We start from the raw sequence: 23,090 nt of genomic DNA, 5'->3' as shown, positions 1-23,090 counted from the left end.
GGCGTGCCCGTTCGGCGGCGCGGGGGCGCGGATGTATCGCACCGGGGATGTGGTGCGCTGGCGTGCCGATGGCCAACTGGAGTATCTGGGCCGCGCCGACGAGCAGGTCAAGATCCGCGGCTACCGCATCGAACTCGGCGAAATCCAGGCGGCACTCAGCGCGCTCGAGGGTGTAGACCAGGCGGCGGTGATTGCCCGCGAGGACCGCCCCGGCGATAAGCGGCTGGTCGCCTATGTCACCGGCACCGCCGAACCCGCCGAAATCCGCGCCGCACTGGCCGATCGGTTACCGCCGTACATGGTTCCCGCCGCGGTGGTGGTGCTCGACGCGCTGCCACTGACCCCGAACGGCAAGCTCGACAAACGCGCGTTGCCGACACCGGAATACACCGAGGCGGACCGGTATCGCGCCCCGGTCAACGCGGTCGAGGAGATCCTGGCCGGCATCTACGCCCAGGTGCTCGGGCTGGACCGGGTCGGGGTCGACGACTCCTTCTTCGACCTCGGCGGCGACAGCATCTTGTCCATGCAGGTGGTGGCGCGGGCCCGCGCCGCCGGGGTGATGTTCAAGCCGCGCGACGTGTTCGTCGAACAGACGGTGGCCCGGCTGGCCCGCGTCGCCAGCGTGTCCACCGGTGAGACCGACCTCACCGACGAGGGCACCGGACCAGTGCCGGCCACCCCCATCATGCGGTGGCTGCACGACGTCGGCGGCCCGGTCGAGCAGTTCAACCAGACGATGGTGGTACAGGCCCCCGTCGGGGTCACCGAAGCCGATGTCGTAATGGTGTTGCAGGCCTTGCTGGATCGCCACGAGATGTTGCGGCTGCGCGCCAACGACGACGGCGCCGGCGGATGGTCACTGCAGGTACCCGAACCGGGTGCGGTCGACGCGGTGAGTTGCCTGCAATCGGTCGAGGTGTTTACCGATGCGGTGCTGGTGGAGGCGCGGTCACGACTGAACCCGGCGACGGGGATGATGCTCAGCGCGGTGTGGGCGGCATCCACCAGCCAGTTGGTGCTGATGATTCACCACCTGGCCATCGACGGGGTGTCGTGGCGGATCCTGTTGGAGGACCTCAACCTCGCGTGGGCCCAGCATCGCCGCGGCCAGCCGGTGGCCCTGCCGAGGACGGGCACCTCGTTTGCCCGGTGGGCGTCGCTGCTGGCCGAGCACGCGTCCGACCCCGACGTCGTGGGCCAGGCCCGGGTGTGGCAGCAAGTGGCGGCGACCCCACCCATGCTGCCGGCGGTCCAGCCGGCGACCGACACGTTTGCCACCGCCGGCAAGCTGTCGATGTCGCTGGATGCCGAGACCACCGGAATGCTGCTCGGCGAAGTGCCGGCGGCGTTTCACGCCGGGGTGCAAGACATTCTGCTGATCGCGTTCGGGTTGGCGGCCGCCGAATTCTTCGGCGCCACCGGCGCGCCGATCGGGATCGACGTCGAGGGCCACGGCCGCCAGGAGGAACTCGGCCCGGATGTGGATCTGTCGCACACGGTGGGCTGGTTCACCACCAAGTACCCGGTGGCCCTGACCGTCGCCGGGGTGTCCTGGGCGCAGGTGGTGGCCGGGGAGGCCGCGCTGGGCCCGCTGATCAAAGACGCCAAAGAACAACTCCGCGCCCTGCCCGACGGCCTGACCTACGGACAGTTGCGCTACCTCAACCCCGAGATCGAGCTGCCCGGATCCGATCCGACGATCGGATTCAACTACCTGGGCCGGCTCGGTGGGGCACCCGAAACAAACGGCGACACCTGGCGCATCGGCGCAGATGCCTTGCCGCTGGCCTCGGTCGGTGCGGCCATCCCCATGCCGTTAGCGCACACCGTGGAGCTCAACGCCGGCACCATCGACACCGACACCGGTCCGCACCTGTATGCCGATTGGACGTGGGCGCCGTCGGCCGTCGATGAAGCGCAACTGAGCCGCTTGAGCCGATTGTGGTTTGACGCGCTGGCCGGGATCTGCGCGTACGTGCGCCGCGGCGGCGGCGGGCTGACCCCGTCCGACATTGCGCCGGCTCGGTTGAGCCAGCAGCAGATCGACGACCTGTGCCAGCGGTATCGGGTCGCCGACGTGTTGCCGCTGACCCCGCTGCAGCACGGGCTGCTCTTCCACGCGAACACCGCGGCCGACAACGCCGACGACGTGTACGCCATGCAATTGGACATCACCGTGGCGGGAGTCCTCGACCCGGATCGGCTCCGGGATGCGGTGCAGGCGGTGGTCGCCCGCCACCCCCACTTGGTCGCCCGATTCTGCGACCAATTCGACGAACCGGTGCAGATCATCCCGGCCGATCCCGAACCGGGATGGCAGTACCTCGAACTCGACGCCGACGACCAGATCCAGCAATTGTGCGCGGCCGAACGCGCCGCGGTCAGCGAGCCCGGCGACGCGGCACCCCTTCGGGCCGCGCTGATCCGCGTCGGCCAGGACCGGCACCGGTTTGTGCTGACCTTCCATCACATCGTGCTCGATGGCTGGTCGCTGCCGATCCTGCTGCAGGAAATCTTCGCCGGCTACTACGGGCAGCGATTACCGGCGCCGGTGCCGTACCGCCGGTTTGTTGCCTGGCTGGCCGACCGCGACCGCGACGCCGCCCGGGCGGCCTGGCGGGAGGTGTTCGACGGGTTCGAATCCCCGACCCTGGTGGGACCGCCCGACCGGACGAATGTGGGAACCCGAGGCGCGGAAGCGTTTCGGCTGCCCGAGCACACCACCCGGGCGGTGAGCGAACTGGCGCGCTCCCGCCACACCACCGTCAACACCGTTTTGCAGGCGGCGTACGCGCAGCTGCTGTGCTCGCTGACCGGCCGACCCGATGTGACCTTCGGTGTCACCGTCTCCGGGCGCCCGGCCGAGGTCCCCGGCGCGGACACCATGGTGGGGCTGTTGATCAACACCGTGCCGGTGCGCGCACAGATCGCCCCGACGACCAGCACCGCCGAGCTGCTCGACCAGCTGCAAGCCAGCCACACCCAGACTCTTGAACATCAGCACTTGGCGCTGCACGAGATTCACCGCGTCACCGGGCACGACCAACTGTTCGACACCCTGTTCGTGTACGAGAACTATCCGGTCGACACCGCCGCGTTGTCCGGCGGCGACGGGTTGGCCATCACCGAGTTCACCAACCGCGAATACAACCACTACCCGCTGACGCTGCAAGCCCTGCCCGGCCGCGAACTGAACCTGCGGGTCGAATACGACACGGAGGTGTTCGCCGCGGGCGACATTGCGGCGCTGATCGAGCGGCTGCGACGGGTGCTGGCGGCGATGATTGCCGAACCCACCCAACGGTTGTCGTCGATCGATCTGCTCGATGCGCCCGAGCGCGCCCGGCTGGACGAAATCGGTAATCGCGCGGTGTTGACGGCGCCGGCGCGGACGTCGGTGTCGATCCCGGCGTTGTTCGGCGAGCAGGTGGCGCGGGTCCCCGAGGCGGTGGCGCTGAGCTTCCAGGGCCGGTCCATGACGTACCGGGAGTTGGAGGAGGCCGCGAACCGGTTGGCGCACCTGCTGGTCGAGCAGGGCGCCGGTCCGGGCGAGCGGGTGGCGCTGCTGTTCTCCCGGTCGGCCGAGGCCGTCGTGGCGGTGCTGGCGGTGCTCAAGACCGGGGCCGCCTATCTGCCGATCGACCCGGTGGCGCCGGAGGCCCGGATGCAGTTCATGCTGTCCGACGCCGGGCCGATCGCGGCGGTCACCACCGGGGAGTTACTCCCGCGGCTAGCGGGCTTTGACGGGGCGGTCATCGACGTCGGCGATCATCGTCTTGACGCCCAACCGGCCACGGTGTTGCCGGCGCCAACCGGCGACGACATCGCCTACATCATCTACACGTCGGGCACCACCGGGATGCCCAAAGGCGTAGCGGTCGCTCACCAAAACGTGACCCGGCTGCTGGAGACGCTGGATGCCGACGTGGCGCGGTCCGGGGTGTGGACGCAGTGCCATTCGTTGGCGTTTGACTACTCGGTGTGGGAGATGTTCGGCCCGCTGCTGGCCGGCGGCCGACTGGTGGTGGTGCCCGAGACGACGGCGCGCTCCCCGGAAGACCTGCACGCCTTGCTGGTCGCCGAACGAGTCAGCGTGCTCAGCCAAACCCCGTCCGCGTTCTATGCGCTGCAAACCGCCGACGCGCTGCAACCCGACGTCGCACGACAGCTCACCCTCGAGACCGTGGTCTTCGGCGGCGAAGCCCTTGAACCGCAGCGCCTCCGGGCATGGCTGGACCGCCATCCGGGTGCGCCGCGGCTGATCAACATGTACGGCATCACCGAGACCACGGTGCACGCCTCGTTCCGGCCGATCACCGTCGCCGACACCGACCACAGCGCCAGCCCCATCGGGGTGCCGTTGCGCCACCTCGCGTTCTTCGTGCTGGACCAGTGGCTCCGACCGGTGCCGACCGGGGTGGTCGGGGAGCTGTACGTGGCCGGCGCCGGGCTGGCCTGCGGGTATGTGCGCCGGGGCCCGTTGACCGGGTCGCGGTTCGTGGCGTGCCCGTTCGCGGGTCCGGGCGCGCGGATGTACCGCACCGGGGATGTGGTGCGCTGGCGTGCCGATGGCCAACTGGAGTATCTGGGCCGCGCCGACGAGCAGGTCAAGATCCGCGGGTATCGCATCGAGTTGGGCGAAGTCCAAGCCGCACTGAGCGCACTCGCGGGCGTGCAGCACGCGGTGGTGATCGCCCGCGAGGACCGCCCCGGCGACAAGCGGCTGGTGGGTTACATCACCGGCACCGCCGATCCGGCCACCGCGCGCACGAAGCTGGCGGAGCGACTGCCCGACTATATGGTGCCCGCCGCGGTGGTGGTGCTCGACGCGCTGCCGCTGACCCCGAACGGCAAACTCGACAAACGGGCGTTGCCGACACCGGAATACACCGAGGCAGACCACTATCACGCCCCAGGCAACGCCGTCGAAGAGCTGCTGGCCGGCATCTACGCCCAGGTGCTCGGGCTGGAGCGGGTCGGGGTCGACGACTCGTTCTTCGATCTCGGCGGCGACAGCATCTTGTCGATGCAGCTGGTGGCCCGGGCCCGGGCCGCCGGGGTGCTGTTCAAGCCGCGCGACGTGTTCGTCGAACAGACCGTGGCCCGGCTGGCCCGGGTCGCCGCGGTGACCACCGGTAGCGACAGCCCGGTCGACGAGGGCATCGGACCCGTGGCGGCCACCCCCATCATGCGCTGGCTGCACGACGTCGGCGGCCCGGTGGAACAGTTCAACCAGACGATGGTGGTGCAGGCCCCGGCGGGGGTGACCGACGCCGATGTCGTGGTGCTGTTGCAGGCCTTGCTGAATCGGCACGGGATGCTGCGGCTCCGCGTCGACGACTGGGCAGGCGACTGGTCGCTGACGGTGCCCGAGGCCGGTTCGGTGGACGCGCGCGAATGCCTGCACACGGTCGACACGCTGTCCGATGCGGTGCTGGTGCAGGCCCAGGCCCGGTTGGACCCGGCCGCCGGGGTCATGCTCAGCGCGGTGTGGGAGCGCGCCACCGGCCGGTTGGTGTTGATGATTCACCACCTGGCCGTGGACGGGGTGTCGTGGCGGATCCTGTTGGAGGACCTCAACCTTGCATGGGCCCAGCACCGCAGCGCCCAGCCGGTGGCCCTGCCGACATCAGGGACCTCGTTTGCCCGGTGGGCGTCGCTACTGGCCGAGCACGCCCGCGATCCGGAAGTTCTGGGCCAGGCCGAGGTGTGGCGGCAGGCGGCGGCCACCCCGGCGGCGCTACCGACGGTGCGACCCGACGTGGATACCTACGCCACCGCCGGGCACCTGGCGGTGCCGCTCGATGACCCCGAGACCACCCGGATGCTGCTGGGGCAGGTTCCCGCGGCATTCCACGCGGGCGTACACGAGATCTTGTTGATCGCGTTCGCGTTGGCGTTGGCCGAGTTTGGGGACCGTCGCGGCACGCCGATCGGGATCGACGTGGAGGGCCATGGCCGCGACGAGGAGCTGGGCCCGGATGTGGATTTGTCGCACACGGTGGGCTGGTTTACCACCAAGTACCCGGTGGCGCTGACTGTCGCCGGACTGTCGTGGGCGCAGGTGGCGGCCGGCGACGCCGCGCTGGGGCCACTGATCAAAGACGCCAAAGAACAACTCCGCGCCCTGCCCGACGGGCTGACCTACGGGCTGCTGCGCTACCTCAACCCCGACGTCGAACTGCCCGAATCCGATCCGGTGATCGGGTTCAACTACCTGGGCCGGTTGGGTACGGCCGGCGAAATGTCCGAGGAGCTGTGGCGGATCGGTCCGGACGGTTTGTCGGTCACCGGCGCGGCCGCGGCGCTCCCGATCCCGTTGCCGCACACCGTCGAGCTCAACGCCGCCACCCTCGACACCGACACCGGCCCGCGCCTGCACGCCAATTGGACGTGGGCGCCCTCGGCGCTCGACCAGGCCCAGATCGACCGGTTGAGCCGGTTGTGGTTCGAGGCCCTGGCCGGGATCTGCGCGTATGTGCGCCGCGGCGGCGGCGGATTGACCCCGTCCGATATTGCGCCGGCCCGGTTGAGCCAGCAGCAAATCGACGAACTGTGCCAGCAGTATCGGGTCGCCGACGTGTTGCCGCTGACCCCGCTGCAGCAGGGCCTGCTCTTTCACGCCAGCAGCACGCCGGACACCAACGGGCACAACCCCGGCGACGCGGGTGAACTGTACGCGGTGCAGCTGGACTTCACCGTGACCGGCCGGCTCGATCCGCAACGGCTCCGGGATGCCGTGCAGGCGGTGGTCAATCGGCATCCCAACCTGGCCGCCCGGTTCTGCGATCAGTTCGGCGAGCCGGTGCAGGTCATTCCGGCCGATCCGGCGGTGGGGTGGCGCTATGTCGAGCTGCACACCGGAAACGGTCACGGCGACATCGATACGCAAGTTCAGCGGCTGTGTGCTGCCGAGCGCGTCGCGGTCAGCGACCTGAACGGCCAGCCGGCCTACCGGGCCGCGCTGATTCGCGTCGCCGAAGACCGGCACCGGTTTGTGCTGACCAATCACCACATCGTGCTCGACGGCTGGTCGACGCCCATCTTGCTGCGGGAAATCTTCGCCGGCTATTACGGGCAGCGGCTGCCCGCACCGGTGCCGTACCGCAGGTTTGTTACCTGGCTGGCCGAGCGAGACCGCGCGGCCGCGCAGGCGGCCTGGCGGGAGGTGTTCGCCGGGTTTGACACCCCGACCTTGGTGGGTCCGCCGAACCGGGTGGGACTGAGCACCCGAGGCGCGGAATCGTTCCGCATCTCGGAGCAGACCACCCGGGCGGTGAGCGAGTTGGCACGCTCGTGTCACACCACCGTCAACACGGTGCTGCAGGCGGTTTGGGCGCTGCTGCTGACCTCGCTGACCGGCCGGCACGACGTCGCCTTCGGTGTCACGGTCTCCGGGCGCCCCACCGATCTGGCCGGCGCCGACTCAATGGTGGGCTTGTTCATCAACACCGTGCCGGTGCGGGCGCAGATCACCCCGGCCACCACCACCGCCGACCTGCTCGACCAGCTGCAAACCGTCCACGCCCGCACCCTTGAGCATCAGCACTTGGCGCTACACGAGATTCACCGCATCACCGGCCACGACCAGCTGTTCGACACCCTGTTCGTCTACGAGAACTATCCGGTCGACACCGCCGAGTTGTCGAGCACCGACGGGTTGGCCATCACCGAGTTCACCAACCGCGAATACAACCACTACCCGCTCACGCTGCAAGCCGTGCCGGGCACCGAACTGGGTCTTCGAATCGAGTACGACACCGCCGTGTTCGATGCGGCGAGGGTCAAGACGTTGATCGAGCGGTTCGAGCGGGTGTTGGCGGCGATGACGGCGGATTTGGGGCAGCGGTCATGACCGATCCGGCGCGGCGGTTGTTGTCGATTGATCTGCTGGATGGGGGTGAGCACGCCCGGCTGGATGAGTGGGGTAATCGGGCGGTGCTATCGGCGCCAGCCACGACGTCGGTGTCGATTCCGGTGTTGTTCGCCGAGCAGGTGACGCGGGCGCCGGAGGCGGTGGCGCTGACCTTTGCGGGCCGGTCGATGACGTACCGGGAGTTGGATGAGGCCGCGACTCGGTTGGCGCATGTGCTGGTCGGCCAGGGTGCGGGGCCGGGGGAGTATGTGGCGCTGTTGTTTTCCCGCTCGGCCGAGGCGATCGTGGCGATTTTGGCGGTGTTGAAGTCCGGGGCGGGGTATCTGCCGATCGATCCGATGCATCCCGATGCGCGGATCGAGTTCATGCTGAACGACGCCGCGCCCATCACGGCGATCACCACCAATGAGTTACTCCCGCGGCTAGGTGGCTTTGATGGGCCGGTCATCGATATCAACCATCCCCGCATCAACGGCTACCCGGGCACCGCGCTGCCGACACCGGCCGCCGACGACATCGCCTACATCATTTACACGTCGGGCACCACCGGGGTGCCCAAGGGCGTCGCCGTCACCCACCGGAACGTGACTCAACTGCTGGCCCTGACCGATACCGATCTGCTGCGCGCGGGGGCGTGGACGCAGTGTCATTCGTTGGCGTTCGACTACTCCGTGTGGGAGATCTTCGGCGCGCTGCTAGGTGGCGGCCGGCTGATAGTGGTTCCCGAATCGGTGGCCTGCTCACCGGACGACATGCACGCCTTGCTGATTGCCGAACGGGTCAGCGTGTTAAGCCAGACCCCGTGGGCAGCGGCGATGCTGTCGCCGGAGGGTTTGGAGTCGACAACACTTGTGGTGGCCGGCGAAGCCTGCCCGCCCGAGGTGGTCGACCGGTGGGCGTCGGGCAGGCTGATGGTCAACGCCTACGGCCCTACCGAAACCACGGTGTATGCGTCGATGAGCGCGCCGTTGGCCCCCGGAATGGGTGTTCCGCCAATCGGTTCGCCGGTACCGGGGGCGGCGTTGTTTGTACTGGATCAGTGGTTGCGGCCCGTTCCGGTGGGCGTGGCCGGCGAGTTGTATGTCGCTGGTGGCGGGTTGGCGTGTGGGTATGTGGGTCGGGCGGCCTTGACGGGGTCGCGGTTTGTGGCGTGTCCGTTTGGGGGACCGGCGGCGCGGATGTACCGCACCGGGGATGTGGTGTGTTGGCGTGCCGACGGCCAGTTGGAGTACGTCGGCCGTGCCGACGAGCAAGTCAAGATCCGCGGGTATCGCATCGAATTGGGTGAGATCCAAGCGGCGCTAGCCGGGCTGGACGGGGTGGGGCAGGCGGTGGTGATCGCCCGTGAGGCCCATCCCGGGGATAAACGATTGGTGGGCTACGTCACCGGGGGTGCCGACCCCGCCGGGATGCGTGCCGCACTAGCCGAACAGTTACCGCCGTACATGGTTCCGGCGGCCGTGGTGGTGCTCGACGAGCTGCCGCTGACCCCCAACGGGAAACTTGACAAGCGGGCGCTGCCGACGCCGGAATACACCGAGGCGGGCCGGTATCGGGCTCCGGGCAGCCCCACCGAGGAGATCCTGGCCGGCATCTACGCCCAGGTGCTGGGGCTGGACCGGGTGGGGGTCGACGACTCCTTCTTCGAGCTGGGTGGCGACAGTATCTTGTCGATGCACGTGGCGGCGCGCGCCCGTGCCGCCGGGCTGCGGTGTCGGCCGCGGGATGTTTTCGTCGAGCGGACCGTGGCCCGGCTGGCTCGGGTGGCCGAAGGCGAGGCCGGTCTAGCCGAGGACGGGGATGAGGGCGTGGGGCCGGCGCCGTTGACGCCGATCATGTGCTGGCTGCGCGGTGTGGGCGGCCCGGTGGAGCAGTTCAATCAAACCGTGCTGGTGCAGGCTCCGGCGGGAGTGACCGAGGCCGATGTGGTGGCGCTATTGCAGGCGCTGCTGGACCACCACCCGATGCTGCGCCTGCGGGTCGACGACTGGGTGACGGACTGGTCGCTGTGGGTGCCTGGGGCCGGTTCGGTGGATGCGCACGCCTGCCTGCACACGGTGGATGCGTTGTCCGACGTGGAATTGCTGTTGGCGCGGTTGCGATTGAACCCGGCGGCCGGGGTGATGCTGAGCCCGTTGTGGGTCGCCTCCACCGAGCAGTTGGTGCTGACGGTCCATCACCTGGCGGTGGATGGGGTGTCGTGGCGGATCCTGTTGGAGGACCTCAATATTGCGTGGTCCCAACTTCGCAGCGGGCAGCCGGTGGCACTCCCGGCAACCGGTACCTCGTTCGTCCGATGGGCGCGTCTGTTGACCGAGCGCGCGCACTCCCCGGACCTCGTCGGCCAGGCCGAGGCGTGGCGGCAGGTGGCGGCGACTCCGGCAGCGTTGCCGGCGGTGATTCCTGCGTTGGATACGTACATGAACCCCGGGCAATTGTCGGTGTCGTTGGATATCGAGACGACCCGGATGGTGTTGGGGGAGGTGCCGGCAGCGTTTCACGCTGGGGTGCACGAGATTTTATTGATCGGGTTCGGGTTGGCGCTGGCGGAGTTTTTGGGCACCGGTGCCGAGCCGATCGGGATCGATGTGGAAGGCCATGGGCGCCAGGAGGAACTGGCTTCGGATGTGGACCTGTCGCGCACCGTGGGGTGGTTTACCACTAAGTATCCGGTGGCACTTGCCCTCGGAGGATTGTCCTGGGCGCAGGTGGTGACCGGGGGCCCTGCGCTGGGGGCGGCGGTGAAGAACGCCAAGGAGCAGCTGCGGGCCCTACCCGACGGCCTGACCTACGGATTGCTGCGCTACCTCAACAGCGACGTCGAACTGCCCGGACCCGATCCGGCGATCGGATTCAACTACCTTGGCCGTTCGGGTGCGGCGGGCGAGGCCTGCGAGAAACTGTGGCGGGTCGTGGATTGGGGCTCGTTGTTCGCTGACCGTGCCAACGCCGGTGTCCCCATGCCGTTGGCGCACACCGTGGAACTCAACGCCGGCACCGTCGATACCGACGCCGGCCCGCGCCTGCACGCCGATTGGACGTGGGCGCCCACGGCCCTGGATCAGGACCGGGTCGACCGGTTGAGCCGGTTGTGGTTTGAGGCCTTGGCCGGGATCTGCGCGTACGTCAAACGCGGCGGGGGCGGGTTGACCCCGTCCGATATCGCCCCGGCTCGCCTCGTCCAGCAGCAAATCGACGAACTGCAACAGCAATACCGGGTCGCCGATGTATTGCCGCTGACCCCGCTGCAGCAGGGGCTGCTCTTTCATGCCGCCGCTGCGCAGGACAGCGACGACGACGTGTACGCGGTGCAGCTGGGTTTCACCGTGACCGGACGGCTCGATCAGGGTCGGCTGCGGGATGCGGTGCAGGCGGTGGTCGGCCGACATCCCAACCTGGTGGCCCGATTCTGCCAACGGTTCGGAGATCCGGTACAGGTCATCCCGGCCGACCCCATAGCGGGGTGGCGGTATGTCGAACTCGACAGCGGCAGCGCCGCCGACGATCAGGTCGAGCGGATCTGCGCCGCCGAACGCGCCGAGGTCGGTGACCTCGACGGCCAACCGGCGTTCCGAGCCGCCTTGGTCCGAATTGCCGACGACCGGCACCGATTTGTGCTGACCTTCCATCACATCGTGCTCGATGGCTGGTCGCTGCCGATCGTGCTGCACGAAATTTTCGCCGGCTACTACGGATGGCGGCTTTCCGCGCCGGTGCCGTATCGCAGGTTTATCACCTGGCTGGCCGAGCGAGACCGTGAAGCTGCCCGCGCGGCCTGGCGGGAAGTGTTCGCCGGCTTTGATTCCCCGACGCTGGTGGGCCCGCCGGATCGGCTGGGGCTGGGCAGCCGCGGAGTGGAAACGTTCCGGATCCCTGCGCACACCACCCGTGCCATTGGCGAGTTGGCGCGCTCGCGTAACACCACCATCAGCACGGTGCTGCAAGGTGCGTGGGCGCTGTTGCTGTGCTCGTTGACCGGCCGAAGTGATGTGGCTTTCGGCGCCGTGGTGTCCGGTCGTCCGGCTGAGCTTGCCGGTGCGGACTCGATGGTGGGGCTGTTGATCAACACCGTGCCCGTGCGTGCGACCATCACGCCGACGACCACCGCCGCCGACCTGCTCGGCCAGCTGCAAAGTTCCCATGGCAACACCCTCGACCATCAGCATTTGGGGCTCACCGAGATTCACCGCATTACCGGTCACGATCAACTATTCGACACCGTATTCGTCTACGAAAACTACCCGGTCGACACCGTGGCATTCTCAGGCACCGACGGACTGGCAATCTCCGAATACACCAGCCGCGACTACTACCACTACCCGCTTGCGGTGCAGGCCCTCCCCGGCCGCGAACTGACACTTGTCGTCCAATTCCGCACCGACGTATTCGACGCAGAAGGCATCACGACATTGATCGAACGCTTGCAGCAGGTGCTGGCGGCGATGACCGCCGATCCGGCCCGGCGGCTGTCATCGATCGATGTGGTCGGCGCGGTGCGCCACACCCAACGCTGGCCAGCGCCCGCTCCGGTGTGCACACCGGGTAACCACCACACGGCCACGGCGAGCCCGGTCGAGCAGATCCTGGCCAGCATCTACGCCAAAGTCCTCGGTGTCGAGCACGTCGGCGTCGACGAGTCGTTTTTCGACCTGGGCGGGGATTCCTTGGCGGCGATGCGGGGAATCGTCGCGATCAACACCGCCCTTGACACCCACCTTCCGGTGCGCACGCTATTCGATACACCGTCGGTTCGAATCTTGAGCCGACAGTTGGACACGGACCAGTCGGTGGGCTGGTTTGAGCGGGTGTTGGCGGCGATGACGGCGGATTTGGGGCAGCGATCATGACCGATCCGGCGCGGCGGTTGTTGTCGATCGATCTGCTTGACGGGGGTGAGCGCGCCCAGCTGGATGAGTGGGGTAATCGCGCGGTGCTGTCGGAGCCCGTGAAGCCGGCGGTGTCGATTCCGGTGTTGTTGGCCGAGCAGGTGGCGCGGGCGCCGGAGGCGGTGGCGCTGACCTTTGAGAGCCGCTCGCTGACGTACCGAGAGTTGGACGAGGCCGCGAATCGGTTGGCGCATGTGTTGGCCGGTCAGGGTGCGGGGCCGGGGGAGTGTGTGGCGCTGCTGTTTTCCCGGTCCGCCGAGGCGGTCGTGGCGATCTTGGCGGTGTTGAAGTCTGGGGCGGCGTATCTGCCGATCGATCCGATGTATCCCGATGCGCGGATCGAGTTCATGCTGAACGACGCCGAGCCGATCACGGCGATCACCACCGCGGGCCTGCGGTCGCGGTTGGACGGGCACGGCCTGGCAGTCATCGATGTCGATGATCCTCATATCGCTGCCCAGCCCACTACGGCGTTGCCGGCACCGGCCGCCGACGACATCGCCTACATCATCTACACCTCGGGGACCACCGGGATGCCGAAAGGCGTCGCCATTGCCCATCACAACGTGACCTGGCTGCTGGAGTCGTTGGATGGTGAGTTGGCACCCGGACGGGTGTGGACGCAGTGCCATTCGTTGGCGTTTGACTATTCGGTGTGGGAGATCTTCGGCGCACTGCTGGCCGGTGGCCGGTTGGTGGTGGTGCCCGAGGCGTTAGCGCGGTCGCCGGAAGATCTGCACGCCCTGCTGATCACCGAACGGGTCAGCGTGTTGAGCCAGACCCCGTCGGCGTTTTATGCCCTGCAAACCGCCGACGCATCACAGCCCGAGCCGGGTGATCGGCTTTCCCTCGAAACGGTGGTGTTTGGCGGCGAAGCCCTTGAACCGCAGCGCCTTCGGGCATGGCTGGACCGTCATCCCGAAACACCTCGCCTGATCAACATGTATGGCATCACCGAGACCACGGTGCATGCCTCGTTTCGGCCGATCGTCGACGGTGACGCCGACAACACGGCGAGCCCCATTGGGGCGCCGCTGAGCCACCTCGCTTTTTTCGTCTTGGATCGGTGGTTGCAGCCGGTTTCGCCGGGCGTGGTCGGTGAGCTGTATGTGGCTGGACGGGGCGTGGGCCTTGGGTATGTCGGCCGGGCCGGGCTGACGGGAACGCGGTTTGTGGCGTGTCCGTTCGGGGGACTCGGGGTGCGGATGTATCGCACCGGGGATGTGGCGCGCTGGGGTGCTGACGGGCAGTTGGAGTACCTGGGACGGGCCGATGACCAGGTCAAAATTCGGGGATATCGCATCGAGCTGGGGGAGATCCAGGCGGCCTTAGGTTCACTTGATGGTGTCGAGCAGGCGGTGGTGATCGCGCGGGAGGATCGTCCTGGGGATAAGCGTCTGGTGGGTTATGTGACCGGGAAGGTCGATGTGGCCGGCACACGGACGACGTTGGCGCAGCGGCTGCCCGACTATATGGTCCCGGCCGCGGTGGTGGGTATCGAGGAGTTGCCGTTGACGGCGAACGGCAAACTCGACAAGCGGGCGTTGCCGGCGCCGGAATACACCGAGGTGGACCGGTATCGCGCTCCGGGCAGCCCCACCGAGGAGATCTTGGCCGACATCTATGCCGAAGTGCTGGGGCTGGAACGGGTGGGCATCGACGACTCGTTCTTCGACCTCGGTGGCGACAGCATCCTGTCCATCCACGTGGCGGCGCGTGCTCGTGCCGCCGGGCTGCGGTGTCGACCGCGGGATGTTTTCGTCGAACGGACCGTGGCCCGACTGGCCCGGGCGGTCGACGGTGACGCTGGTCCAACCGATCACGGTGATGACGGTGTGGGCAAGGTCGTCACGACCCCGATCATGTACTGGCTGCGCGATCTGGGTGGCCCGATTGAGCAGTTCAACCAGACGATGGTGCTCCAGGCCCCCGCGGGGGTCACCGAGGACGATGTGCTGGTGCTGTTGCAGGCGCTGCTGGACCACCACCCGATGTTGCGGCTGCGCGTGGACAACTGGGTGCTGGACTGGTCGCTGACGGTGCCCGACGTCGGCTCGGTGGATGCGCGCGGCTGCCTGCAGACCGTGGATGCGTTGTCCGATGTGGCGTTGCTGTTGGCGCGGTTGCGGTTGAACCCGGCGACCGGGCTGATGCTCAGCGCCGTCTGGGATCGCGCCACCGGCCAGTTGGTAGTGATGATTCATCACCTCGCGGTGGATGGGGTGTCGTGGCGGATCCTGCTGGAGGACCTCAATATTGCGTGGGCCCAGCACCGCAACGGCCAACCGATAGCACTCCCGGCCACCGGGACCTCGTTTGCCCGGTGGGCGTCGCTGCTGGCGGAGTATGCGCGCGACCCGGCGGTGGTGGAGCAGGCTCAGCTGTGGCGGCAGGTGGCGGCGGCCCCGGCGGCGTTGCCGGCGATGATTCCGGCGTTGGATACGCATGTGAGCGCGGGGAAGTTGTCGGCATCGCTGGATGCCGAGACGACCCGGATGCTGTTGGGGGAGGTGCCGGCGGCGTTTCACGCCGGAGTGCAAGACATTCTGCTCATCGCGTTCGGGTTGGCCTTGAAGCAGTTTTTGGGACGCCGCAGCATACCGATCGGGATCGCTGTGGAAGGTCATGGGCGCCAGGAGGAGCTGGACCCGGATGTGGATCTGTCGCGTACGGTGGGCTGGTTTACTACCAAGTACCCGGTGGCGCTCACCGTCGGAAAACTACCCTGGGCGCAGGTGGTGGCCGGGGACACCGCGCTCGGCTCGCTGATCAAAGACGCCAAAGAACAACTCCGCGCCCTGCCGGACGGCCTGACCTACGGACTATTGCGCTACCTCAACCGCGCCAGCGATCCGGGTGAATCGGATCCGGCTATCGGGTTCAACTACCTGGGCCGGATCGGTGGCGCGGCTGCCGCGGAGTCCGAGGATCTGTGGCGGATCGGTGATTGGGGGTCGGTGTTCACCGACCCCGCCAACGCCGGTGTCCCGGTGCCGTTGGCGCATGCCGTGGAGCTCAATGCCGTCACCCTCGACACCGACGTCGGCCCGCGGCTGCGCGCCGATTGGACGTGGGCGCCCACGGTGCTGGATCAGCCCCGGGTCGAGCGGTTGAGCCGCTTATGGTTTGAGGCGTTGGTGGGTATTTGCGCGCACGTGCGCGCTGGCGGGGGCGGATTGACCCCGTCGGATGTCGCGCCCGCCCGGTTGAGCCAGCAGCAGATCGATGACCTGTGCCAGCAATACGAACTCGCTGATGTGTTGCCGCTGACCCCGCTGCAGCACGGGCTACTCTTTCACGCCGAGGCCGCACGGGGCAGCGACGACGATGTGTACGCGGTGCAGCTGGGTTTCACCGTGACCGGTCGGCTCGACCCGGATCGGCTGGGGGATGCGGTGCAGGCGGTGGTCGGCCGACATCCCAACCTGGTGGCCCGATTCTGCCAACGGTTCGGGGATCCGGTGCAGATCATCCCGGCCGATCCGGTGGCGGGGTGGCGCTATGTCGAGCTCGACGTCGGCGACGTTGATATCGATGAGCGCGTCCAGCAGTTGTGCGCGGCCGAACGCGGAGCGGTCGGTGAGCTCGATGGCGAACCGGCTTTTCGCGCGGCCCTCATCCGCGTTGCCGACGACCGGCACCGGTTCGTGCTGACCTTCCATCACATCGTGCTGGACGGGTGGTCGCTGCCCATCGTGCTGCAAGAAATTTTCGCCGGCTACTACGGGCAGCGGCTCCCTGCCTCGGTGGCGTATCGCGGGTTTGTCAGCTGGCTGGCCGAGCGAGACCGTGACGCCGCCCGTGCCGCCTGGCGGGAGGTGTTCGCCGGGTTTGACACCCCGACTCTGGTAGGTCCACCGGATCGGTTGGGGCTGGGACCCCGCGACATGGAATCGTTCCGGATCTCCGAGCAGACCACCCGTGACGTGACCGACCTGGCGCGTACCTGTCACACCACCGTCAACACGGTGCTGCAGGGTGCGTGGGCACTACTGCTGTGCTCGCTGACCGGGCGACACGATGTGGCCTTCGGTGCGGTGGTGTCCGGGCGTCCAGCCGAGGTGGCCGGTGTGGACTCGATGGTGGGGCTGCTGATCAACACCGTGCCGGTGCGCGCGACCCTCACCCCGACCACCACCACCGCCGATCTGCTCGACCAGCTGCAAACCGACCACACCCACACCCTTGAGCACCAACACCTGGGGCTCAACGAGATCCACCGCACCACCGGCCACGAAAGACTGTTCGACACCGTTCTCGTCTATGAGAACTACCCGGTCGACACCGCCGCGTTGTCGGGTGGCGACGGCTTGGCGATCACCGAGTTCATCATTCGCGACTACTACCACTATCCGCTTGTGGTGCAAGCCCTGCCCGGCCGCGAACTGACCCTACTCGTTCAATTCCGCACCGATGTATTCGACGCGAAAAGTATTGCGGCGCTGGTCGAACGGCTGCGGCAGATACTGGCGGCGATGACCGCCGATCCGGCGCAATGGCTGTCGTCGATCGATGTGCTCGACGAGCATTCTCGGCTGGCAGCCACCACGCCGGTGCCGACACCCGAACACCACGACAGCGGCGATGATTATCGTGCGCCGGCCAGCCCGGTGGAGCAGACCCTGGCCGGCATCTACACCGAGGCGCTCGGGGTCGAGCAGGTCGGACTCGACGAGTCCTTTTTCGAGCTGGGCGGGGACTCGCTTTCCGCGATGCGCACGATCAGGGCGATTAACACCGCCCTCGACGTCAACCTTGCCGTGCGCACCCTGTTCGACGCACCAGCCGTGAGAACCCTCAGCCGACAGCTAGACAAACACGCCCGACACCTGCGATCGGTACCACCACGCCCGGACAGCGAGGCCGACGGATAGCCGACCGGCACGGACGTACGGCGGCTACCACACACCGGGCACCAGGCGATGGCGCACCTGCTGCGTGTAGTCGCGGTAGCCGTCCAACTCTTGGTGGAGCAGCCGTTCTTCGTCGCGGATGCGCAAGGCCAACGCGACGACAGCCGGGATGACGAAGGCGAGTCCCCAGTAGGAGCCCAGCGCAAGCGGGACGCCGATCGTCGTGATCACGTTGCCGGTGTACATCGGGTGGCGCACCCAGCGATACAGTCCGGTGGAGACGAGCTGCTGGCCTTCCTCCACCCGCACGGTTGCGCCGGCATAGCTGTTCTGGATGATCACCAGGCTCGCCACACAAAGTCCAACGGCGACCAGCACATCGCCAAGCACACAGACGGCTGTCGGCACCGACGACCAACTAAAGCGATGGTCCAGGGCACTGACCACGAACATCGCGACCAGGGATACCCAGGCGCAGCCCATCGCGATCTTTTGTGCCGTTCGGGTTTCCGCCCCCGGCCCCCCACGCATCCGCCGCTGCAGCGCGGCCGGGTTCTTCCGCATCAAGTAGATCCCGGGGATCCAGTTGGACAGCGCCAGGACCAACAGCAACAGGACCCAGGCTTGCCAATAATCGAATGTCCAGGCCGGCAAGAACAGCATCATGCTGAACACGACGAGTCCACCAAGGCCGAACACCAACATTTTAGGAATGGTTGTCACGGGGCCTCCTTGCCGTCCGTCCCGCGAGCTGCGGCGGCGCGCCTTCCCCGCATGCTACTCAGCGCAATTCGGGATATAGGGGAGTTTCGTGGTTGCTTTCCTCCCGCGGGATGCATGTGGTCGGCCATGATGAACGACATGGCCGGCGAGACCTTCGATATCGACCGCATGCCGCGCGGCGGTCCGGACGCGTCGTGGCTGGACCGGCTGTTGGAGACCGATCGTCCGGAATACCTGGACCGCGACGACGTCGACGATCTCAAACGGCGCGTGGTTCGCTCGCTGGACCGCGGCGGACGGATTTTGGGCCACCACGAGATGTTCGCCCGCCTCGCCCTGGCGGAGGTCGCCGACGTGCCCGATCCCAACATCCTTGAGCTCGGCTCTGGCCACGGCGGGGTGGCGCGGGCTCTGGTGAAGTTGCACCCCACCGCGCAGGTCACGGCCACCGACATCGAGCCGACCTCGGTGGCCGCCATCGCGGCGGGGGACCTGGGCAGTCATCCCCGCGTCACCGTGCGGGAGATGGACGCCACCGCCATCGACGCCCCCGACGGGGGCTACGACCTGGCTGTGTTCGCGCAGTCCTTCCACCACCTACCTCCGCGGCAGGCTGTCCGGGTGTTCGCCGAAGGCACCCGGGTCGCCCACAAACTGCTGATCATCGACCTGCCACGGCTTTCCGCGCCGGTACATGTCGTCCAGCTGGTGTGCTTGCTGCCGTTCGCGGTGGTGTTTCCAGTGATGCACGACGGGCTGATCAGCGCGCTGCGCGCCTACAGCCCGTCCGCGCTGCGCGCCTTGGCCCGATACGCCGACCCGACGATCACCGTTGAGGTGCGCAAGAGTGCGTTCAACATTCGTGGGCGCCCACAGCTTGCGGTGGCGTACCGAGAAACCGGTTAGCTGCGCTATTGCAGACGCGTGCCGGCGAGGGAAAACTCGTTCAGCGTGCTCGACAGGCTGAGTCGCAAGTCCTCGCTCGATTTGCCCGGCTGATAGGCGAGAACAGAGATGAAGACCCGCCCGTGCAGTGTTCCCGACAACACCGCCAGCACCCCGCCCGCGCGGTGCAGCAGGGTCTTGGTCGCACGCGGGTAACGCCACGTCATCGCGAAGTAGTCGGCGTCGGTGCCGTCAGGGCGGTTGGCGCCCGGGGCGATGACGCCGAGATTGGATGACACGACCCGGGTTTCGCTGCCATAAACCACGCTGATCCGCCGGATCAGCCACTGCGGCAACAACGGAACGACCGGTAACAGTGCCCACCGCTCGTCGGGCGCTTCTCGCTGCCGCGTCAGCGCTTGCTTGATCGCGGCCCGGATTCCACGCAAATCCGTTGTCGCAGGTGTCGGGTCGACGGTGATGTCGACCTCGGTGACCGCGCCCGCGCGGGTATCGTCGGGGCCGCGCTCGTTGACGGGCATCGTCAAGGTGACTAAGCCGGCTGGGGTGACCCGTCCCAACCGCCGGGCGAGGCGGGCCGCGACCCCCGCCAGCAGTGCATTGCTGGTCCCTCCGAGTGAGCGTGCGCGGGCTTCCCACTCGTCAGCATCGACGAAGATCGTTTCCCGTGGGATGGCGATGCGTTCATCCGGGCCAGCAGCTGCCGGGGCGGCAGATCCGGCTTGGCTGCCGTTATGCCGGGCCAATCGTGCTGCAGCGACTATGGCGCGGCCGATGTCGGGGATATCGCGGACCGTTTGGCGCATGTCCTCGCGCACGGCCCGCCACGGTCGGCGGGATGCAGCAGCGGGCCAGCCAACGGTGGTGCCGCGGCCGCACGCCGCGTCCGCCAGCGCGTCGCACAGCCCGACCCCGTCGATGAGGCAATGCGAGGCGACCAAGCTGATTCCTGCCCCGCCGTCGGTGAACGGGAGCACCGCAAGGTGCCAGCCGGGCCCACGCTGGACATCCAAGGGGACCGGGGGCTGCTCGTCGAGCCAGGCATCGAATTCTTCCCGCGATCGGGGCGACGCGACGATCTCAATATCAGCGGACCGATTGGGTGATGTCCAGCGGTGACGGCCAAACGGCAATGGTGACCGTTCGATGCCGCGGCCCAATAACGGCCCCCGGTGAAGACGTTCGTGAAGTCGTCGCAGACCGTCGATGTCGACCGGGCGGTTGTAGACCCAGACACATTGCAGCTGGTTGGTGGCTCCTGTCGCTCGCTCGACGTCGAACGCGGTCTGGTCGAGCAGCTCGAGTACGTTACTCAGCTTCTTAGGCTCCTTCCTACCTAGTTGCTGCAGCGATCGCTATTCATGTTCGCGCGCTTCCGGCCGATGTGTCATATCTTCGTACAGATCGTCTAGCCACTCCCCCAAAAATTTTGAATTTTCAGACCGGTAGCGGCTGATACTGCGTTAAGATCTTGGGCGACTAGACCTGAGGCTCCCGCTGTCGATCGCAGAATTCACAGGGGAAGTGAAAGGCTAGAACCCGCGATGAAATTTGTGCTGGCAAGCTATGGAGCTCGTGGCGACGTTGAGCCTTGCGCCGTCGTGGGTCGCGAACTGCTTCGTAGAGGGCACGAAGTGCGCATTGCTGTTTCGCCCGACGTGGTTGGCTTCGCCGAGTCGGCGGGGCTCGCCGCGGTCGCTTACGGACCGGATTCGCAATCAGTGCTGGAGGACGATTCCCTCCTCAACTTCTGGAAGGATTTTCCCCGCAACTTGGGGAACCTGAGGGAGTTGAACAGGTTGCGACGCGAAACTAAAGAGCTCTTTACCGAATGCTGGGGTGAGATGAGCGCGACGCTGACATCGCTCGCGGACGGGGCTGACCTGCTGATCAGCGGCCCGGTTTTCGAGCAGCAAGCTGCGAACGTCGGGGAGTATTACGACATTCCGCTGGCCACGCTGCATACCTGGCCGACACGCGTCAACGGGCACCTGATTCCGATCCTGCCGTCTCCGTTGATGCGGTCCGCAATGGCGGGATTGGAGTGGTTGCATTGGAGGGAAACGAAGCGCGTTGAGGATGCGCAGCGTCGCGAACTAGGCCTACCGGAGACTAAAGCACCCTCTCCGCGGCGGATGACCAGACGTGGATCGCTGGAAATCCAGGCGTACGACGAAGTGTGTTTTCCAGGGCTGGCAGCTGAATGGGCGAAATGGCATGACCAGCGGCCCTTTGTTGGCACGCTGACGCTGCAGTTGGCGACTGACGCCGACGACGAGGTCACATCTTGGATTGCCGCGGGAACGCCGCCGATTTACTTCGGCTTTGGCAGCATTCCGGTCGACTCTCCCGCGGATACGCTGGCCATGATCGGCGCGGCCTGCGCGCAGTTGGGTGAGCGGGCACTGGTTTGCTCGGGCTGGAGTGACTTCAGCGGTCTCCCCGACTTCGACCACGTCAAGGTCGTGAGGACGGCGAATCACGCGGCGGTGTTTCCCGCGTGCAGCGCGGTCGTCCACCACGGTGGCGCGGGCACGACTGCCGCAGGCCTGCGCGCCGGAGTCCCCACGTTGATACTCTGGACGCTGCCCGATCACCAGATCTGGGGAGCGCAGATAAAGCGGTTGATGGTCGGCACAACCCGGCGCTTTTCGGGCACCACCCGTGAATCGCTGGTCGCGGACCTGCGCACGATCCTTTCTCCGCAATGCGTCACTCGAGCCCGCGAGATCGCCACCCGGATGACCGAACCCGCCACCAGCGTTGCGACCACCGCGGACCTTATTGAAGAGAAAGCTGGATTGCGGCGTGTTGGCTGACGGTGGTGTCGGGGCCTAGGAATGACCGTACGAGCAGCCGGCGCATTAGCTTAGGCAGTGCCCATGCCGTTCATCACCAACAAAATCCCAATCACGGCGAAGATGGCTGCCAGGATCCGCCGACTGCGTGGCCGCAGCCAGTTCTGCACGGCACCAAGTACTGCTTGGGTTTTCGCTGGCGTGGCTAGGTAGCTGACGAGGATGATCTCGACAACCGCAAGCGTCCCGGCGAGGAAAGCGATCGCGGCACTGACTTGCGTGCCGATAGCGGCGCCCGACGCCACGACGGTAGTGAGTACGAAGAAAACCGGGGGGATTGGCGGCATAGATCCGAGACCGATTACCAGCGAGACCCATACGGCTCCGTTGTCCCACGCGTTACGGCCGCGGGCGACCATCCGCCGCACTGCGGATCGGTCCTGCGTCGCCGCAGTCTGTCGGTGGCCTTGCGGGCGCGAAATTGCGGTCGGTGTGTCCGGGTCCAGTATCAGAGTCGATGTGTTGCCGCCCGATGTCGACAGGTGAACCCGCTTGCGTGTCGGGAAGCGCACCGCCATAAGAGCGGCGATCAACAGCGTGACCACCCCTACGCCGATTTCAATGTGCCGGACGGTGGAGCTCGCAGCCGTGGTCGGGTTGGCCATATCGTGCGCAAAAGTTTTAAACCCTGGTGTGACGTGCAGCATTACCAGCGGAACCAGGAGATAGGGAAGACTTGTGATCATGAAGCCGACCCAATAGGCGAGCAGGTTAGGCACGGGTCGTGGGCGGGAGATCAAAAGAAGGGTGACACCGAAACGTATTGGATCAAGTGCCATCAGAACGGTCACCCCCAGCACCGAGCTCCACATGGCCGGGACACTACCGCGTTAACCGTTGGCGTTTGGCTCTTTTGAAGGATAGCGTCCCGTGGAGTGGTGGACTTCGGATCGGGCGTGGTTCACGCGTTGTGATCAACGAGTCATGTTGAACGCTAGGCGATTTGGTGTTGTTTGGCAAGGGCTGCCGCGGCGTGTTTTTTGGC

The 23,090-nt window shown here is 66.8% G+C and carries 6 protein-coding genes and 1 pseudogene; 4 read left to right on the top strand and 3 right to left on the bottom strand.

Features of this window, described 5'->3' with window-relative positions; all coding sequences use genetic code 11:
• Positions 1-12,726 (top strand): annotated as a pseudogene (locus tag BKN37_RS30395) (amino acid adenylation domain-containing protein); the annotation flags it as partial.
• Positions 12,720-17,639, top strand: a complete 4,920-nt coding sequence (locus BKN37_RS14710) for a non-ribosomal peptide synthetase (RefSeq protein ID WP_095407100.1) — start codon at positions 12,720-12,722, stop codon at positions 17,637-17,639. The pseudogene BKN37_RS30395 and the gene BKN37_RS14710, both read left to right, overlap by 7 nt.
• Before the next feature lie 24 nt (positions 17,640-17,663).
• On the opposite strand, the gene BKN37_RS14705 is transcribed toward BKN37_RS14710, so the two are convergent.
• Entirely contained in the window at positions 17,664-18,341 is a 678-nt protein-coding gene (locus BKN37_RS14705) for a methyltransferase family protein (protein ID WP_165618342.1), read from the bottom strand.
• Positions 18,342-18,467: 126 nt separating this feature from the next.
• Here BKN37_RS14705 and BKN37_RS14700 point away from each other — a divergent pair, with 126 nt between their 5' ends.
• Positions 18,468-19,247 carry a class I SAM-dependent methyltransferase gene (locus BKN37_RS14700; RefSeq protein ID WP_423212797.1) on the top strand — a complete coding sequence of 260 codons (780 nt, stop codon included), beginning with the start codon at positions 18,468-18,470 and terminating at the stop codon, positions 19,245-19,247.
• 5 nt (positions 19,248-19,252) lie between these two features.
• Here the strand turns inward: BKN37_RS14700 and BKN37_RS14695 are convergent, their stop codons facing one another.
• Positions 19,253-20,563 carry a WS/DGAT/MGAT family O-acyltransferase gene (locus BKN37_RS14695; RefSeq protein WP_071027091.1) on the bottom strand — a complete coding sequence of 437 codons (1,311 nt, stop codon included), beginning with the start codon at positions 20,561-20,563 and terminating at the stop codon, positions 19,253-19,255.
• A 228-nt stretch (positions 20,564-20,791) separates the two neighbouring features.
• Between BKN37_RS14695 and BKN37_RS14690 the strand changes: the two genes are divergently transcribed.
• Positions 20,792-22,066 (top strand): glycosyltransferase, encoded by a 1,275-nt coding sequence (locus BKN37_RS14690; protein ID WP_071027089.1) that lies wholly within the window; start codon positions 20,792-20,794, stop codon positions 22,064-22,066.
• A 50-nt stretch (positions 22,067-22,116) separates the two neighbouring features.
• On the opposite strand, the gene BKN37_RS14685 is transcribed toward BKN37_RS14690, so the two are convergent.
• Positions 22,117-22,917, bottom strand: coding sequence for a GAP family protein (locus BKN37_RS14685; protein WP_071027087.1), 801 nt, complete (start codon positions 22,915-22,917; stop codon positions 22,117-22,119).
• Positions 22,918-23,090 lie beyond the last annotated feature (173 nt).

This window comes from Mycobacterium talmoniae (genome assembly GCF_001854525.1).
Classification (GTDB): Bacteria; Actinomycetota; Actinomycetes; order Mycobacteriales; family Mycobacteriaceae; genus Mycobacterium; species Mycobacterium talmoniae.
Note: the sequence above shows the minus strand (reverse complement) of the source record. Positions and strands in the feature narration are given on the sequence as shown.

What these genes read in the sequence shown, in the direction of transcription:
- BKN37_RS14690 (WP_071027089.1), top strand. Translation starts at nt 20,792, where the DNA reads ATGAAATTTGTGCTGGCAAGCTATGGAGCTCGTGGCGACGTTGAGCCT.
- BKN37_RS14700 (WP_423212797.1), top strand. Translation starts at nt 18,468, where the DNA reads ATGATGAACGACATGGCCGGCGAGACCTTCGATATCGACCGCATGCCG.
- BKN37_RS14685 (WP_071027087.1), bottom strand. Translation starts at nt 22,917, where the DNA reads ATGTGGAGCTCGGTGCTGGGGGTGACCGTTCTGATGGCACTTGATCCA.